Source organism: Streptomyces sp. NPDC005374 (assembly GCF_042872225.1).
Taxonomy (GTDB): Bacteria; Actinomycetota; Actinomycetes; order Streptomycetales; family Streptomycetaceae; genus Streptomyces.
The window spans coordinates 97,403-113,969 of the sequence record NZ_JBIAKA010000006.1 but is presented as its reverse complement, the minus strand read 5'-3'; the positions used below and the strand labels follow the sequence as shown (position 1 = coordinate 113,969).

The 16,567-nt window shown below is 69.3% G+C and carries 14 protein-coding genes and 1 pseudogene; 11 read left to right on the top strand and 4 right to left on the bottom strand.

The window, feature by feature from the left end; genetic code table 11:
* Positions 1-6 precede the first annotated feature (6 nt).
* A pseudogene (locus tag ACFYRX_RS16730) lies at positions 7-279 on the bottom strand (hypothetical protein); the annotation flags it as partial.
* 63 nt (positions 280-342) lie between these two features.
* Here ACFYRX_RS16730 and ACFYRX_RS16725 point away from each other — a divergent pair.
* From ACFYRX_RS16725 to ppk2, 5 genes are all read left to right on the top strand, one after another.
* The gene (locus ACFYRX_RS16725; RefSeq protein ID WP_389100158.1) at positions 343-2,322 is read left to right on the top strand and encodes an amino acid transporter; all 1,980 of its coding nucleotides are present in this window, start codon (positions 343-345) and stop codon (positions 2,320-2,322) included.
* Positions 2,323-2,695: 373 nt separating this feature from the next.
* Positions 2,696-4,279 (top strand): FMN-binding glutamate synthase family protein, encoded by a 1,584-nt coding sequence (locus ACFYRX_RS16720; protein WP_389100156.1) that lies wholly within the window; start codon positions 2,696-2,698, stop codon positions 4,277-4,279.
* Positions 4,280-4,296: 17 nt separating this feature from the next.
* Positions 4,297-6,060, top strand: a complete 1,764-nt coding sequence (locus tag ACFYRX_RS16715) for a thiamine pyrophosphate-dependent enzyme (protein ID WP_389100154.1) — start codon at positions 4,297-4,299, stop codon at positions 6,058-6,060.
* A 124-nt stretch (positions 6,061-6,184) separates the two neighbouring features.
* Positions 6,185-6,427, top strand: a complete 243-nt coding sequence (locus tag ACFYRX_RS16710; RefSeq protein ID WP_389100153.1) for a DUF6411 family protein — start codon at positions 6,185-6,187, stop codon at positions 6,425-6,427.
* A gap of 62 nt (positions 6,428-6,489) precedes the next feature.
* A complete protein-coding gene (ppk2, locus tag ACFYRX_RS16705; protein ID WP_389100151.1) occupies positions 6,490-7,500 on the top strand; it encodes a polyphosphate kinase 2 in 1,011 nt (336 codons plus the stop codon).
* Positions 7,501-7,812: 312 nt separating this feature from the next.
* Here ppk2 and ACFYRX_RS16700 read toward each other — a convergent pair whose 3' ends face one another.
* Entirely contained in the window at positions 7,813-8,799 is a 987-nt protein-coding gene (locus tag ACFYRX_RS16700) for a cellulase family glycosylhydrolase (RefSeq protein WP_389100149.1), read from the bottom strand.
* 187 nt (positions 8,800-8,986) lie between these two features.
* On the opposite strand from ACFYRX_RS16700, the gene ACFYRX_RS16695 reads away from it, so the two are divergent.
* Positions 8,987-9,256 carry a hypothetical protein gene (locus ACFYRX_RS16695; RefSeq protein WP_389100147.1) on the top strand — a complete coding sequence of 90 codons (270 nt, stop codon included), beginning with the start codon at positions 8,987-8,989 and terminating at the stop codon, positions 9,254-9,256.
* 95 nt (positions 9,257-9,351) lie between these two features.
* Positions 9,352-9,879: a relaxase domain-containing protein gene (locus ACFYRX_RS16690; protein ID WP_389100145.1), complete on the top strand. Its 528-nt coding sequence runs from the start codon at positions 9,352-9,354 to the stop codon at positions 9,877-9,879.
* Between the two features lie 103 nt (positions 9,880-9,982).
* Here the strand turns inward: ACFYRX_RS16690 and ACFYRX_RS16685 are convergent, their stop codons facing one another.
* Positions 9,983-11,782, bottom strand: a complete 1,800-nt coding sequence (locus ACFYRX_RS16685) for a sensor histidine kinase (protein ID WP_389100143.1) — start codon at positions 11,780-11,782, stop codon at positions 9,983-9,985.
* On the bottom strand, positions 11,772-12,509 hold the full coding sequence (locus tag ACFYRX_RS16680; protein WP_389100141.1) for a response regulator transcription factor: 738 nt from the start codon (positions 12,507-12,509) through the stop codon (positions 11,772-11,774). Before ACFYRX_RS16680 ends, ACFYRX_RS16685 begins: the two co-directional genes overlap by 11 nt.
* A gap of 92 nt (positions 12,510-12,601) precedes the next feature.
* On the opposite strand from ACFYRX_RS16680, the gene ACFYRX_RS16675 reads away from it, so the two are divergent.
* From ACFYRX_RS16675 to ACFYRX_RS16660, 4 genes are read left to right on the top strand one after another with little or no spacing between them, the layout of a single operon-like run.
* On the top strand, positions 12,602-13,384 hold the full coding sequence (locus ACFYRX_RS16675; protein ID WP_389100139.1) for a hypothetical protein: 783 nt from the start codon (positions 12,602-12,604) through the stop codon (positions 13,382-13,384).
* Positions 13,371-14,600, top strand: coding sequence for a hypothetical protein (locus tag ACFYRX_RS16670; RefSeq protein ID WP_389100137.1), 1,230 nt, complete (start codon positions 13,371-13,373; stop codon positions 14,598-14,600). The genes ACFYRX_RS16675 and ACFYRX_RS16670 overlap by 14 nt, the downstream gene beginning before the upstream one ends.
* Complete coding sequence (locus tag ACFYRX_RS16665) at positions 14,597-15,289, top strand: ABC transporter ATP-binding protein (protein WP_389100135.1); 693 nt, start codon at positions 14,597-14,599, stop codon at positions 15,287-15,289. The genes ACFYRX_RS16670 and ACFYRX_RS16665 overlap by 4 nt, the downstream gene beginning before the upstream one ends.
* A complete protein-coding gene (locus ACFYRX_RS16660) occupies positions 15,286-16,527 on the top strand; it encodes an ABC transporter permease (protein WP_389100133.1) in 1,242 nt (413 codons plus the stop codon). Before ACFYRX_RS16665 ends, ACFYRX_RS16660 begins: the two co-directional genes overlap by 4 nt.
* Positions 16,528-16,567: the final 40 nt, after the last annotated feature.

Here is a 16,567-nt window from a genome sequence, read left to right as displayed (position 1 = left end):
CCCGATGCCGCGCTCCTCGCAGAACAGGTAGAGCTTTTGCAGATCGTGAGGGTAGGCCCGAACGGTGTTCGGCGAGTACGCCCGCACCGCCAACAACCGCAAGAACTCATCGACTTCAGCCACCGGCTCACCAGACGCATCGACCAGCCGTACCTGAGGCTGGCCCGCTGATATGCCTTCAGCGGGCACAACGAATGCGTGGCGGGGAAGAAGGCCGGTGACGCGCGCTCTGCTGCGGGCCTCCGCCCCGGGTGGGGAGAGGGTTGCCGGAGGCCGCATACTCGGTGATCGTTGCGGGCTGTGGGGCCCGGCACGCTGGGCGGGTTGAAGGGTGTGGGGGAGATGACCGACGTGGACGATCTGGCCGCTGTGGACGTGGTGGAGGATCCTGACACAACGGGGCGCCAAGGTGGCGCTCTGGGACAGTGGTTGCTGCGCCACCGGGTGCAGGCGGTCAATCCGGCGTCGGAGGCAGGCGCCGGGGAGTCTCACGCCTGGTGGAAGGTGATGTGCCTGACCGGCGTCGACTACTTCTCCAGCCTGGCCTACGTGCCGGCGATCGCCGCGCTCGCGGCCGGTGCGGTTTCGCCGCTGGCCACGCTTCTGCTCGTGGCGCTGACCCTGGTGGGAATGCTGCCGATGTACCGGCGGGTGGCCGGCGAGAGTCCGCACGGGGCCGGATCGGTGGCGATGCTCGAGGACCTGCTGCCGTTCTGGCGGGGCAAACTGTTCGTCCTGGTCCTGCTCGGGTTCGTGGTGACCTCGTGGATCATCACGATCACCCTGTCCGCGGCCGACGCCTCCGTACATCTGGTGGAGAGCTCCTACGCCCCGCATGCTCTGCAAGGACACGAGGTCGCCATCACCGTGACGCTCCTCGCGCTCCTCGGCGGGGTCTTCCTGCTCGGATTCAGCGAAGCGGTGAGCGTGGCCATCCCTCTGGTCGCCGTCTTCCTCGTGCTGAACGCGGTGACCATCGGTGTCGGCCTGGTGGATGTGTTCACCAGCCCGACCGCCTTGTCGTCATGGACCGGCGCACTCACCGAGGGCCGGGGATTCGGTGACCTGGCCGAGCCCGCGCTGCTGGCCTTCCCGCTGCTGGTGCTGGGCCTGTCCGGATTCGAGACCGGGGTGAGCATGATGCCGCTCATCTCCGCCAAGGGCGAGACCGCCGAGCAGCGGCTCAAGTCCCGTATCCGCAACGCCCGCAAACTGCTCACCACGGCCGCGCTCATCATGAGCGTCTACCTGCTGGCCGCCAGTTTCGTGACCACCGTCCTCATCCCGCACAAGGAGTTCGAGGCGGGCGGCGCGGCCAACGGCCGGGCCCTGGCCTGGCTGGCCCACGAACACGTCGGAGAAGCCTTCGGCACCGCCTACGACATCAGCACCATTCTGATCCTCTGGTTCGCGGGCGCCTCCGCGATGGCCGGACTGGTCAACATCGTCCCGCGTTATCTCCCCGCCTACGGCATGGCCCCCGAATGGGGTCGCGCGGTGCGCCCCGTCGTCCTCGTCTACACGGTTCTGTGCGTCATCATCACCATCGCCTTCGACGCCGACATCGACGCCCAGGCCGGCGCCTACGCCACCGGCATCCTCGCCATGATGGTCTCCGGGGCCTTCGCCGTCACCGTCTCCGCGCTGCGCCGCCGCCAACGCACCCTGTGCGTGGGATTCGCCGCGCTCACCGCGGTGTTGCTCTACGCACTGGTGGCCAACATCATCGACAAGCCGGACGGCATCACCATCTCCGCGATGTTCATCGTCGGCATCATCACCATCTCGCTGATCTCCCGCATCTCCCGCACCACCGAACTGCGCGCGGACAAAATCGAATTCGACGAGGCCGCCCGCCAGTTCATCAGGGACACCCTCGCCCACGACAACGCCATCAACATCGTCGCCAACCGCCGCGAGGCCGGGGACGGCGCCGAGTACGCCGACAAGGAACGCGAACAGCGTGCCATCAACCCGGTGCCCGGCCTCGCCGACATCCTGTTCCTGGAGATCGACGTCGTCGACCCCTCCGACTTCAGCGAAACCCTCACCGTCCACGGCGTCGAAGTCGACGGGCACCGGATCCTGCGAGCCGAAGCACCCGCGGCTCCGAACGCCATCGCCGCGATCCTTCTCACCCTCCACGACACCACCGGCGTCCAGCCGCACTGCTACTTCGCCTGGGCGGAGGGGAGCCCTCTGACCCACATGTTCCGCTACTTCCTCCTCGGACGCGGAGACACGGCCCCCGTCACCCGCGAGATCATCCGCCGGCACCAGCCCGACCCCGCCCGCCGCCCCGGCATCCACGTCGCAGGCTGACACCCCAGCCCGAACGGCCCCACCCCGCGACGGTGAGCCGTTGCGTAAGAAGGCGTGGACCTGCCGTCGGCGGGCCGGACAGGAGACTGCGGCGGTCCGGATGCAGTGCCTGAGTGCGGCCCGGTCGCGTTCGATGGGACACCCGATGGCGCCGCGCCGAGCCGACGGCAGCTGGGCTCTCACGCCCCCGCACCGGAGCGGGATCGTATGTCTTCCCAGCGTCGCCCGGGTCACCTGCGGAGGCTCTGGTGCCGCGTTCGTAGCGGATCGCGCGACGAGCAGAGGGGACGAAGAGAAACCAGGAGGTCCTGTCTTGCAGGTTTCTTGACGAAAGGGCAGGACTGGACATCCGACGCAGGGCAATGAGCGAGAAGTGAAACGCATTGCGATCGTCGTCCTCGCTCTGGCCGCCGGCACGGTGGCGGTTGTTGCCGCAGTAGGTCTCTCACCCTGGTGGTGGGCGGCCGCCGTACCGCTCACCCTGCTGGGTCTGCTGGGAGTGGCGGACCTGTTGCAGCGCCGGCACTCGGTGCTGCGCAACTATCCCGTCCTGGGCCACGCCCGCTTCCTTCTGGAGCGGATCCGTCCGGAGCTGCAGCAGTACTTCATCGAGCGGAACTTCGACGGGCGACCCTTCGACCGGGATGTCCGCACCATCGTCTACGAGCGGGCGAAAGGCACCGACGCCGAGCAGCCGTACGGCACCGAGCGGGATGTCTATCTGCCCGGCTACGAGTTCCTGGTGCCGTCGATGGCGCCGTGCCCGGTGCCCAAGACGCCTCCGAGGGTGCGGATCGGCGGACCCGACTGCGCCCGCCCCTACGACATGGCCTTGCTGAACGTGTCGGCGATGAGCTTCGGCTCGCTGTCGTCCAACGCGATCCTCGCCCTCAACGGTGGCGCGGCGGCCGGGGGTTTCGCCCACGACACGGGGGAGGGTGGCCTGTCGGAGTACCACCTGAAGCCGGGTGGGGACCTGGTCTGGGAGATCGGCACCGGCTACTTCGGCTGCCGTACCCCGGACGGCGACTTCGACCCCGCCGAGTTCGCCGACAAGGCCGCCCACGATCACGTCAAGTGTGTGTCGCTGAAGCTCTCGCAGGGCGCCAAGCCGGGCATCGGCGGAGTCCTGCCGGGGGCGAAGGTCAACGCCGAGATCGCGAAGGTGCGGGACGTGCCCGAGGGGCGGACGGTGATCTCGCCGCCGTACCACAAGGTGTTCTCCACCCCGCGCGAACTTGTCCGCTTCATCGCCCGGATGCGTGAGCTCTCCGGTGGCAAGCCGACCGGATTCAAACTGTGCGTGGGCTCGCGCCGGCAGTTCCTCGCCGTGTGCAAGGCCATGCTGGCGGAAGGTACGACCCCCGATTTCATCATCGTGGACGGAGGCGAAGGCGGCACCGGAGCCGCTCCTCTGGAGTTCGCCGACCACGTGGGAACCCCGCTGACCGAGGGCCTGCTCACCGTGCACAATGCCCTCGTCGGCGCGGGTCTGCGCGACCGGATCAGGGTCGGAGCGAGCGGAAAGATCGCCACGGGCACCGATCTGGTGAAACGCCTGGTGCAGGGCGCCGACTACGGCAACGCGGCGCGGGCGATGATGTTCGCCGTCGGCTGCATCCAGGCCCAGCGCTGCCACACCAACACCTGCCCCACCGGGGTGACGACCCAGGACCCCCGACGCGCCCGCGCCCTCGACGTCCGTGACAAGACGCCGCGCGTCCAGCGCTTCCAGGAAGCGACCGTGGCCAGCGCCCTGCAGCTCATGGCGTCCATGGGCGTCACCGATCCCGCCGACCTGCGCCCGCACATGCTGCGCAGGCGCATCGATCCCTACACCGAGCGCTCCTACGAGGAGTTGTACGAGTGGCTCGAACCGGGGCAGCTGCTCGCCGAGCCGCCTGCCGCCTGGGCGGCCGACTGGAACGCCGCCGATCCCGACCGATTCACCGTCTGAAAAACCGGAGGACTCACGTGGCCCGCACTGTTGCCCGCGTCATCGTGGACGCACTGAGCGAACTCGGCGTGCACCAGGTGTTCGGCGTCGTGGGAGACGCGCTGAACCCCCTGACGGACGCCATTCGCACCACCGAGAACCTGGAGTGGGTGGGTTGCCGGCACGAGGAGGCGGCGGCGTTCGCCGCGAGCGCCCAGTCGCAGCTCTCGGGCACCCTCGGTGTCTGCATGGGCACGGTCGGACCCGGTTCCGTCCACCTTCTCAACGGACTGTACGACGCGGCCAAGAGCCACACCCCCGTCCTGGCGATCGCAGGGCAGGTACCGCTTGCCGAACTCGGTACCGACTACTTCCAGGAAGTCGACAACGACGCGCTCTTCAGCGACGTCGCCGTCTTCCGCGCGACCATCACCTCTCCCGACCAACTGCCGCAGATGCTCGAGACAGCGGTACGCCACGCCCTCGGCCGCAAGGGCGTCGCCGTCCTGACCGTGCCCGGCGACCTGGGCGAGCGCGAACTGACCTCGGACCGCCCGGCCCGGTTCTCCCTGAACGCCCCGCTCAGCCGGCCCGAGGAATCCGCCGTACGGCGCGCCGCCGACCTCCTGGACCGCTCCGAGCGGATCACGCTGCTCGTCGGACGGGGCGCACGCGCCGCACGCGAGGACGTGCTGGCCCTCGCCGACCGGCTGGCCGCACCCATGGTGCTCACGCTCAAGGCCAAGGAGGGCTTCGAGGGCGACACCAATCCGTTCCAGGTCGGCCAGACCGGACTGATCGGCAACCCGGCCGCCGCGTCGGCCCTGCAGGACGCGGACACCCTGCTGCTCCTGGGGACCGACTTCCCCTACCGGGACTGGTATCCGGAGGGGAAGACCGTCATCCAGGTGGACACCGAGCCCGCCCACATCGGGCGGCGCGTGCCGGTCGACGTCGGTCTCGTCGGCGACACCGGCGTGACCGTCCGCGACCTCCTCACCCACCTCGCCGCCGCGCCCGCCGGGACGGACGGTGCGCGGGACCGCTCGCACCTGGAGAAGGCACGCGAGCACTTCGAGCAGTGGCGCGAGGGCCAGGCACGGCTGGCCGACCCGGCACACGACAGGGGCCTGCTCGGCCGTGTGCGTTCCTCGCTCGACAACCGCACCCACGACATCCGGCCGGAGGCGCTGGCGGCCGTGGTGGACCGGCTCGCCGACGACGACGCCGTCTTCACCTCTGACACGGGCATGGCTACGGTGTGGCTCTCGCGGTTCGTCGAGATGCGGGGCGAGCGGCGGCTCATCGGCTCCTACAACCTCGGCTCGATGGCCAACGCGATGCCGCAGGCGCTCGGCGCCCAGTGCCTGGACCGCGAGCGGCAGGTCGTGGCCTTCTGCGGGGACGGCGGGCTGAGCATGCTCCTCGGCGACCTCATGACACTGAAGACGCACCAGCTCCCCGTGAAGCTCGTCGTCTTCGACAACCGCCGCCTGGGCATGGTCAAACTCGAACAGGAACAGGCCGGACTGCCGGAGTTCGGCACCGTCCTGGACAACCCTGACTTCGCCGCCGTGGCCACAGCCATGGGCATCCCCGGAATCCGGGTGACCGACCCGGCCGACCTGGAGAAGGCCGTACGCCGTGCCTTCGGCACCCCCGGTCCTGTGCTGCTCGACGTGCTCACCAACCCGGACGAGATCGCGGTGCCGGCCAAGCCGACCGTTGAGCAGGGCTGGGGCTTCGCCGTGGCCAAGGTCAAGGAGATCGTGCGCAGCCACGGAGACGACAGCACGCGCTGAGACCGCCCCGGAGGTGGGTGAACCGACCGGGAAGAACGGGTGCGGCGTGATTGTGGGTGGATGGGGCACGCGGTCCAGCAGAAGCGGAGAAGAGCGAAGATTCCCACCGACCCCGGAGCCCTTGATGGTCATCGCCGTTGTCATCGCCGCATGTGTCCTCCTGGCCGTGCTGGCCTTCCTCCTGCCGCGCTTTTCCCGGCGTCCGCAGAACGGTGCCCAGCGTGGTCTCGGGGCCGGCTCGCGGGCCGGGTCCAAGGCGCCCGGCGTCCTGGGGCGGCTGCTCAGCAAACCCTTCAGCTCCAGCTCCCGTGCGGTCGGCCGCAGCGGCTCCGCCGGCCGCCGGGCGCGAGGCCGCCTTCCGTTCTGAGGGGTGCCGGCCGTCGCAACGGTCACCGGCGTCGGCACATGAGGATGATCAGGAGATTGGTGATGTCGGAGCACGACGACAAGACCCGGCCGGACGAGGACGAGGGGGCCCGGGTCGAGGCGGACCTGCTCGACGGCCTCCGTGTGGACGAACGCCGGCCGGAGAAACCGATCCTCCTGGACGCGGACGGAAGTCCGGTGGACACGTGGCAGGAGAACTACCCGTACGACCGGAAGGTGAAGAGGTCCGAGTACGAGAGGACCAAGCGCGTTCTGCAGGTCGAACTGCTGAAGATGCAGCGCTGGGTGAAGGAGACCGGCCAGCGGGTGGTCGTGCTCTGCGAGGGCCGTGACGCGGCCGGCAAAGGTGGCACGATCCAACGGTTCACCGAGCGGCTCAACCCGCGAGGCGCCCGCGTCGTGGCGCTGGAGAAGCCGACCGAGAGGGAAGCGGGTCAGTGGTACTTCCAGCGCTATGTCTCGCATCTGCCGTCCCGCGGCGAGATCGTCTTCTTCGACCGGTCCTGGTACAACCGGGCCGGCGTCGAGCGGGTGATGGGCTTTTGCACCGAGGCGGAGTACCGCACCTTCCTGGAGCAGGCCCCGCTGTTCGAGGAGATGCTGACCCGGGACGGCATCCTGTTGGTGAAGTTCTGGTTCTCGGTGTCCCAGGCCGAGCAGCGGACCCGTTTCGCGATCCGCACGGTCGACCCCGTACGCCGCTGGAAGCTCTCCCCGACGGACCTCGCCTCGCTCGACCTGTGGGACGAGTACACCGCGGCCAAGGTCGACATGTTCCGGGCGACGGACACTCCACACGCCCCGTGGACCGTGGTGAAGAACAACGACAAACGCCGCGGCCGGCTGGAAGCGATGCGCAGCCTCCTGGACCGCTGCGACTATCCGACCAAGGATCACGCGGCCGTGGGCAAGCCCGACCCACTCATCGTGGGCGCCGCGAACACGCTGCTGGAGGCCGGTGAGGAACCCACCGATCTCTCCCCGACCCCCCTGACCGGGTACGGCCGCGGTCCCGGCAACCACCCGGCCAGAGCGGACGACGAGCAGCGCTGAGCCACGGCGTGGGGCTTCGCGTGCGGTGATGCCGTGCCGAGCCTGCCGTCGCGTGAGTACCGGTACCCGAAGAGCCACGCGGTCGGTTCGCGCGACTGACGCGGTTCACCGGACGGGCGTGGGTACCCGGCAGACGGTCGGCGTCGACCGTGCACCGCGTCCGTCGGCCACCGGCGACCGGCCAGCGGCTCAGGGCGCCCCGGCTGGAAGTTGCGGCCCCGACGGCTGCCGAGTGTGGGCATCCGCCGGGGCGCACGGTCGTGACGAAGAACGTCAAGATGCGGCGGAAAGCCCCCTCGGCCGTCCCTCCGGTTACAGGCCCCAGCCCCAACGCAGTTGTGCCACGCCCGAGGAGTTGTTCACCGCCAGTCCGCTGCCGTCCTGCCGGGTGATCGAATAGGTGTCGCCAGAGCGCAGGCCGGGCCAGTAGACGACGCCCATCTGACGGGACCTCGTCAGGTCCGTGGTGGCGGCGAAGTACGCGGTGAAGGTGTTGCCGTCCTGGTTCCCGCCGTAGTAGTTCAGCCCGGTCGTCATCGGGGCACCGGCCTCGTCGATGATGGTGCGGGACGAGTACGAGCCGAGCCGGTTGCTCAGGTTGGTGGTCCACGCCGAGCGGGTCGTGTCCGAGGCCCAGTATCCGTAGAAGTGCAGCGACAGCAGCGTGCCGTTCAGGGCGCTGGCCGCTCCGACGCCCGTGACGTTGTCGTTGTAACCGGTGCCGCTGATGAGGACCCGCCCGCGGGGGGTGCTCGAATGCCGGGACAGCCACGACGAGCAGAGCGACACCCAGTCGTTCAGGCTGTAACCGAACGGCTCGTTCATCGGTTCGAAGTAGACGTTGCCGTTGCTGCCGTAGTCGCTGATGACCTTGTCCCACATGGTGTTCCACGCGTTCATGTCATCGACTTTGCCGTCCTTGTTCGCTTCCCAGTAGCCGAAGATGACCTTCATGCCGTGGGACAGGGCCGAGTCGGCGGCGCCCTTGTACCGCGCCCACCAGTCCGAGTTGACGCTCTGCGGGTTGATCGGCAGCCGCACGGTGTTCGCGCCGAGCTGCTGCTGGAAGCCGCTGATGATGCCGTCGGCCTTGGAGCGGACGCTGTCGTAGCTGTCCCCGGCCGTGAGGCCGGTCGGGATCACCCAGCCGTCCACGTAATTGTCGCGGCTGTCCGCCCAGTTGACCCCGCGGAAGGAGTTGGTGGCGGCGGATGCACCGTGGGAAACCGTCAGCAGTGGCGCGAGGAGTGCTGCGATCAGGAAGGCGCGCAGGCGGGTGCGGGAGTGGAGGCGATTCACACGAACTCCATTGTTCGATTGCCGGATGTTTACGTAAACATCCGTCCTGACGTGGGGCTACCGAGTCGAAGACGGGGAGGTTTCTGAATGCTGATCCTCCACCGATTCAGTGTCAAGAGCCTGTCAAGATTTGAATCCCGTGTGACAGCGACGGGTTGCGGCGGGCGGCCAATGGGTGCTCACCGGCGTGGACCCCGAACGCCTTGCCTGGGACGCCGCACACCCGACCTGGCCGACCAGCAAGCCGGTGTTCATCGGCGCCCGGGTCCCGCAAGAAGTCCCCGGGGATCGCGGCGACCTCGCCGGGCCGGTCGGCGTCGCCTCCAAGAAGGCCGGCACTTCGCCGCTCCGCCGGGCGGTCTCCTTCACCAAACCCGTCGGCACCCTGCGCATCGGCGACCACATCCAGACGCACCTGAGGTTCCCCGAGCACCACAAGGGGACTGACGAGGGCTGACGCCGCGTCGCGGGCGAGGACCACCGTCTGCTGTTGCTCGCCCGCGCCGTCATCCCGGGCGGCGAACAGCTCCCGGGCTACCTCTGCTGCAACTTATGTGGGCTCTCGGGGATGAGGAGACACGGAAGGCGATCGAGGCCGCCCACGAGCGGGCCATCGCCATCGTCCTCGCGTGGATCGAGGTCGATAGCGCCGTCATCCGCTACGGCACGCAGGGCATCCACCGCATTCGCCCCGCGCACGACCTGGTCGCCGCCCGCTTCCGCCACTACGAGACCCGCTCCGGCATGCCGCTGCTTCACGATCACCTCCTTCTTTCCCTCAAGGGCCTGCGCCCGAAGGACGGTGTCGGGGGTGCGGTTCACTCCACGGCCCTGTCGGGGTCGGCCGTCACCGCGTCCGCGCTCTACAACGAAGTCGTCATGGCTGAGGCGTGCGAGGCGATGGCACTGGCCTCCGAGCCGCGCACCGTCCACGCCGGGCCGCAGCCCAGTAACGGAAGTCGCCGGCGTTCCGCACGAGCTGATCCGCTGGACTTCCCGCCGCAGCGCGCAGATCGCCGCCTGGCGAAGACGTCAGCGGACTCGATGACGGTGTCGGCATCGGACCAGGTGTCAGGGTAGGTGATCGGGAGGATGCCGATGCCCCTGTCCGACGACGGGATCGCGTGGACCGAGCCCGAGGTACCGGGCGTACGCACCGTACTGATGCCCTGAACCGCCGTGGTCAGACGGGCAGTTGGAGAGTGAAGACCGTCTCGGTTCCGGGGGAGCTGGTGACGCTGAGGCTGCCCCCGTGAGCCTCGGTGAACCGGCGGGCGATGGAGAGGCCGAGGCCGCTGCCGCCGGTGTGCCGGTTGCGGGACTTCTCGGCGCGCCAGAACCGGTCGAAGACATGAGGCAGGTCCTCCGGGCCGATGCCGGAACCGGTGTCGCGGACCTGGATCAGGACGGTGTTCCCGGTCCGGTGGGACCGCACGGTGACACTGCCGCCGGGGGGAGTGTGGCGTACGGCGTTGGACACCAGGTTGCCGACGGCCTGGCGCAGCCGCATGGGGTCCGCGTACAGCTCGGTGTCACCGTCGGTGCGGACGTCCAGGGTGATGCGCGCGCTCTGGGCCTGGCCACCGTGGGCGGTGGCGACATGGTGCAGGAGGTCGCCCGCGTCCAGAAGCTCACGGTGCAGCTGGAGCGTGCCGGCCTCGGCCGCCGCCAGGTCCCGGAGGTCGTCGATGATGTGCTGGAGCAGCAGGGTCTCCTCCAGCAGCACCGAGGTCACGTCGTCGTCCGGGGTGAGCACACCGTCCTGGGTGGCTTCCAGCCAGCTGCGGATGGTGCTGAGCGGTGTCCGCAGTTCGTGGGCGATGTCGCTGACCATGGCCTTGCGCTGCGCTTCGGTGCGTTCCCGGTGCTCGGAGAGGTCGTTGAAGGCGGCGGTGAGGCGGCCGATCTCGTCGCCGGTGGTCACCGGGACACGGAGCTGCGGGCGGCCCGGGTTCCGTACGGCGCTGGTGAGCGCGCGCAGCGGTCTGACCAGGCGGACGCCTATCACCACGGTCACGGTCATGGTGAGCACGAGGACGAGGGCGACGACCCCGACGATGCGGATGGTGTTGGCCTGCGACAGGTCGAAGCCCGGTACCGCCGATCCGGCCGGTGCACTGACGAACAGCTGTGCCGCCGGGGCGACGTAGGCGGCGAGCTGTTCCCGGCGGCTGGAGTTGACACAGTTCTGCGTGGCCGGGGTGTCGGCGTCGCCCGGCTTGTGGGAGAACGTGAGATCGAGCACCACGGCAGGCAGGCCCTGATGTGCCAGGCAGGTCCTGATCAGCTTGTTGAGGCTGTCGAGAGCCTTCAGCTCGCCCGGTGTCGCGAGTGCGAGCTGGAGCTTGGATTCGCACTTGAACAGGGCGTAGGCCTTCTTGCCGTCGTAGTTGGTCTCGACGCTGGGGTGACCGCTGAGCGAGACGGAGACCTTGGCGGGGAAGCCGAACTTGCGGATACAGTCCCTGAGCGTGTTCGCGCTCCTGAGGAGATCCTGGCGCTGTGCGGCGGAAATCCGGAACGGGCCGAGGGCTCGGGGGTCGATACGGTCGGCGCCGGCGTCGGGGAACAGTGCGGGGTCGACCTGCAGCGGGTCGATGACCGCGAACGCCTGGTCCGGCAGCGGCGATGCGCCGGGCGCGGAGTCCGCGATCGTCCGGCGGCCGTGGTCCTGGGCGGTGAGGGTGATACGCCGGTCGGTCCGGTCGCCGAGGTGGCGGATCGTCGGTGCGACGCCGTCCCAACTCGGGTGGACGGCGGCGTAGTCGGTGAGCGTCTTGTAGATGTCCGTGTCGTCGGAGAGGACTTGTCCCTGTTCCTGGCGGATCGCGCTGGTGGTGGTCCGCACCGCAAGCCAGGCGGTGGCGGTGATCGCGCAGAGGGCGACGAGAAGCGAGGACGCCAGCAGCCTGACCAGCAGACTCCTGCGCAGCGGGACCTTGGCCTCGGGGGTCTCGGCGTGCACCGCGGGCTCACTGCGCACGGTGGCCCTCGGGGCCGTCAGCCATCTTGTAGCCGACCCCGAAGACGGTCAGCAGGAGGACTGGCTGCTTCGGGTCGGCTTCGAGCTTCTTGCGCAGGTTCAGGATGTGCACGTCGATGGAGCGCTCGGTGATGAAGCGGTCGGACCCGCGGGTCCGGGTCAGCAACTGCCGCCGGGTGAAGACCCGTTCGGGCTCGGCGGCCATGACCGCCAGGACCTCGAACTCCCCGGGGGTGCATTCCACCTGCCGCCCGCCGAGGTGTACGGTGTGCCGGACCGGATCCACCGAGAGGGCGCCGGCCCGCAGGACCGGGTCGGTCGGCCGGCCGTCGTCCGGGACGGGGGCGCCGCCGCCGGTACGCCGACTGCGCCTCAGCAGGGTGCGGATACGGGCCATCAGCTCACGGGGGCTGTAGGGCTTGGTCATGTAGTCGTCGGCGCCGAGGTCGAGGCCGAGCAGCAGGTCCTCCTCGGTGGCGCGGGCGGTCAGCATCAGCACCGGGAGGCCGGACGACTCCCCCCGCAGAATGCGGCAGACGTCCAGGCCGTCGACCACCGGCATCATCACGTCGAGGACGAGCAGATCGGGCGCTCGGCGGCGGGCCTCGTCGATCGCGGCACGTCCGTCGTGCACCACAAGGGCGGTGTGGCCCTCGCGTTCCAGATAGCGCCGGATCACCGTGGCCTGTCTGACGTCGTCCTCGGCCACCAGGACATGTGCGCACATGCTGCCGACCATAGAGCGGAGCGCTGCGATTCAGACAGGTTTTTGATGGCAGCCTGACAAGATCCTCATATCGCTCGGCCATGGTGGCCGCCATGCCGAACAGCAATGACCGGCCGGGCCTTGGTGCTGTGACCGCGGACGTGTCCCGGGTCTGTCCGGTAGCCGGTTCGTTCTCCATCGCCGCTGGACGGCCCTTGTGCCTTGTCCTCGTTCGTCGGGCGGGCTGCAATCAGCCCGTCCGACGATTGCGGACACAGCGCGGCCGAGGGCTGCGCAACCTGGCGAACCAATGCGGTTACAGCACCAGGTCCCGATCCGTCGTGTTGGCCGCCCTCGGGGTGGTGGCGATGTCCGCGCTCACCGCGTGCGGTGGCGGATCCTCCGGTGCGGGCAAGGCCGGTGACACCGACGTGGCCTCGATGTCCAGCCCGGCCGCGAGCGCGGGATCGGCCGGGCCGAGCGCCGACCCCGGCTCCGGCCGCCCCCAACTGCGCCTGGACGGCAGCGAGGAGGAACACCGGAAGCTCAACAACGCCTGGGTGTCCTGCCTTCAGGACCACGGAGTGAAGACGTACACGAAAGGCTCGGCGGGCGCCGAATGGATCTTCCCGGGCGTGACCGCTTCGGACTTTCCCGCATCGGCGAAGGTCTGCGCCTTGAAGCAGCCACTTCAGCCTGTGGAGACGGACCCGAAGAAGAACCCGCATTACGTGGATGACTTCCGCGAATGGATCAGGTGCATGAACTACAGGGGGCTCAAAGTTGTCGGGCTGCCCGACAACGCGGGCTGGAACTACGCCTCCACCAACCAGCCGGCCAATTCGGATGAAATCGAGAGCAGTTGCCTGCTGGAGGCGTTCAGTGCGAAGAAGTGAGCACGCTCAGGCCGACGAGCCGCCCGGCAGCGCGGCGCCGGGGAAAGCGCGGAAACGGGTCGTCATCGCGGTGGCCGCACTGCTCACGGCAGGCGTGGTGGGGGTCAGCCTGACCGGGGTGAGGAGTGGCGGGAAGCCGTCGGGCGCCGCGGCGAGCGGTGCGCCCCCGGTGAGCACCGTCGCGGTGGTCAGGACCGACCTGTCCAGCACCCTTTCGCTGAACGGAACCCTGGGCTACGGCAGGACCCTATCGGTGAAGGGCGGCAAGGACGGCCTGGTCACCCAGCTGCCGGCGGTGGGGGCCAAGGTGTCCAGGGGTAAATCCCTGTACCGGCTGGACGATCGTCCGGTGCCGGTGTTCTACGGGACCACACCGCTGTTCCGCCCCCTGGACACCAGGGGTCTGATGGGCAGGGACGTCAAGGTGGTCGCGGACAACCTCAGGGCGCTCGGCTACGACATCGGCGCCCAGCCGGCGTCGGGCAGCTGGGTCGCGCAGCGGCCGGAGCCGACCGGCGCGGCGAGCGCCTCGCCGTCCTCCTCCCCGTCGCCGTCGCCGTCGCCGTCCTACGTCCGGGTCAAGCCGGGCGAGGGGGTGCTCACCGCCTCCCTGATCGCGGCGGTCGGGAGGTGGCAGACCCAGGTGGGTATGCCCTCCACCGGGGTCCTGGGCGCCGGCGACGTGGCGGTGCTGCCGGGCGAGGTACGGGTCGGTGCGGTACAGGCGCAGCCCGGCGACCCGGCCACCGGAACGCTGATGGCGGTCACCGGTACCGCCAAGTCGGTGTCGGTGCCGGTGGACGCGACCGACGTCGACTCGATCCAGCAGGGCGACACGGCGACCGTGACGCTGCCCGACAACTCCGCGGCCCAGGGCGCAGTCTCGGCCATCAGCACGGATGCCCAGGCCGCCGACCAGGCAGGCGGTGACTCCGGCGGCACACCGCAGCTGGTGGTGACCCTCTCGCTGGACAGCACGGCGGCGCTTCGCCGCCTCAATTCCGCACCCGTAAAAGTGCAGTTCACCGGGCAGACCAAGAGGGGTGTGCTGGCCGTGCCGGTCGGCGCGCTGCTCGCGCTGAGCGGCGGCGGTTACGCGCTCCAGCTCCCCGGCGGGCGTCTGCTGGCCGTCGAGACGGGGATGTTCGCCAAGGGACTGGTGGAAGTGAGCGGCACCGGCATCACCGCGGGCACCAAGGTGGCAACCGCCTCATGAGTGACCGCATACCTCCGGTACTCACCGTCCGCCACGCGAGCATGGCGTATCCCGGCGGGGTCCATGCGCTGGACGATGTCTCGCTGGCCATCGGGACCGGTGAACTGCTGGCCATCGTCGGACCTTCCGGGTCCGGCAAGTCCACTCTGCTGAACATCATGGGCACCCTGGACCGGCCGACGAGCGGCACCGTGGAGATCGGCGGCCGGGACGTTTCCTCGCTCTCCGACCGGCGGTTGTCCGCGCTGCGTGGCCGCTGGCTCGGTTTCGTCTTCCAGCAGTTCCATCTCACCGAGGGGCTGACCGCGGCCGAGAACGTCGCCACCGGTCTGCTCTACGCGGGTGTGCCGCGCGGCCGGCGCCGTCCGCTGGCGCTGGCGGCACTGGCCCGGGTCGGCCTGGGCCACCGGGCCGGACACCTCTCGCACCAGCTCTCCGGCGGTGAACGCCAGCGTGTCGCCATCGCCCGGGCGCTGGTCAACAACCCCGCGCTGGTGCTCGCCGACGAGCCGACCGGCGCGCTGGACACCGCCAACGGGCGGGCCGTCCTCGAACTGCTGACCGAGCTGAACGGCGAGGGCACCACCATCGCGATCATCACCCACGACCGGGACATCGCCGAACGGCTGCCCCGCCGGGTGGAGATCCTCGACGGGCGTCTCGTCGCCGACACGTATGAGGGGTCATGAACACCACCGTCACCGAGGGGAACAGCAGCGTCACCGAGGGGAACAGCAGGCCGGTACGGCTGGCCCCGCTGGATCTTCTGGGGCTGGGTCTGCTCGGCATCCGTACCCGGAAGATGCGGGCCGCGCTGTCGGCCCTTGGCATCTCGATCGGCATCGCCACCATGATCGTCGTCACCGGGATCCCGGCCTCCAGCCAGAAGGCGCTGCTGAACGAGCTCTCGGCGATGGGCACCAACATGCTCCAGGCGCAGCCGGTCCCCAATCCGAACTCACCGGTGCTACTCCCGCCGGAATCGGTGGACATGGTCCGCCGTATCGGTCCGGTCACCATGGCCAGTGCCGTCGCCAACACCCATGCCACCGTGCACCGTTCGGACCGTGTCGACCCCAGCGACTACGCCGGACTCACTATCCTGGCCAGCGATGTCGACCTGCTCCCGGCCATCAACGCCGAGGTGCGGTCGGGCCGCTTCCTCAACGCCGCCACCGAGAGGTTCCCCACCGCGGTGCTCGGTTCGGTCGCCGCCACCCGGCTCGGCTTCGCGAAGCTGAACGACCGGGGGCCGGCTCCGCAGATCTACATCAACGACCGCTGGTTCACGGTCATCGGCATCCTCGCCCGGACCCCGCTCTCCCCTGACATCGACCGCTCGGTACTCGTCGGATGGGACGCCGCCCGCACCCAGCTGAAGTTCGACGGACATCCGACGGTGATCTACATCAAGGCCAGGGAATCCGCCATGGAGGCGGTCCGGGGCGTGCTGCCCGCAACGGTCTACCCGGAACTGCCCGGCATGGTCCAGATCAGCCGCCCGTCCGATGCACTGGCCGCGAAGCGCGCCACCCAGACCACCTTCTCCGCCCTCTTCCTGGGACTCGCCGGAGTCGCGTTGCTGGTCGGCGGTATCGGAGTGGCCAACACCATGGTCATCTCGGTCCTCGAACGCCGCCGTGAGATCGGCCTACGCCGCGCGCTGGGCGCCAACCGGGGCCAGATCCGCGGCCAGTTCCTCACCGAGTCCGTCGTACTGTCCGCGCTCGGCGGCGTGGCCGGTACGGTCCTCGGCGTCCTGGCCACCGTCGGCTACGCCACCTACCAGCACTGGCCGCCGGTCGTCCCGCTCACCTCGGTGGCGGAAGGGTTCGGCGGTGCCGTACTCGTCGGCATGATCGCCGGTGTCTACCCGTCCATCAGAGCCGCCCGCCTCACCCCCACCGAGGCCCTCGCGTCGGCATGAACGACATGAGCGGCATGAACGGCATGAGCGAAGGGCGTTG

Excerpts from the sequence above, each read along its gene's own strand:
- ACFYRX_RS16725 (WP_389100158.1), top strand. The coding sequence starts at position 343 with ATGACCGACGTGGACGATCTGGCCGCTGTGGACGTGGTGGAGGATCCT.
- ACFYRX_RS16710 (WP_389100153.1), top strand. The coding sequence starts at position 6,185 with ATGGTCATCGCCGTTGTCATCGCCGCATGTGTCCTCCTGGCCGTGCTG.
- ppk2 (WP_389100151.1), top strand. The coding sequence starts at position 6,490 with ATGTCGGAGCACGACGACAAGACCCGGCCGGACGAGGACGAGGGGGCC.
- ACFYRX_RS16690 (WP_389100145.1), top strand. The coding sequence starts at position 9,352 with ATGTGGGCTCTCGGGGATGAGGAGACACGGAAGGCGATCGAGGCCGCC.
- ACFYRX_RS16680 (WP_389100141.1), bottom strand. The coding sequence starts at position 12,509 with ATGTGCGCACATGTCCTGGTGGCCGAGGACGACGTCAGACAGGCCACG.
- ACFYRX_RS16675 (WP_389100139.1), top strand. The coding sequence starts at position 12,602 with ATGCCGAACAGCAATGACCGGCCGGGCCTTGGTGCTGTGACCGCGGAC.
- ACFYRX_RS16665 (WP_389100135.1), top strand. The coding sequence starts at position 14,597 with ATGAGTGACCGCATACCTCCGGTACTCACCGTCCGCCACGCGAGCATG.
- ACFYRX_RS16660 (WP_389100133.1), top strand. The coding sequence starts at position 15,286 with ATGAACACCACCGTCACCGAGGGGAACAGCAGCGTCACCGAGGGGAAC.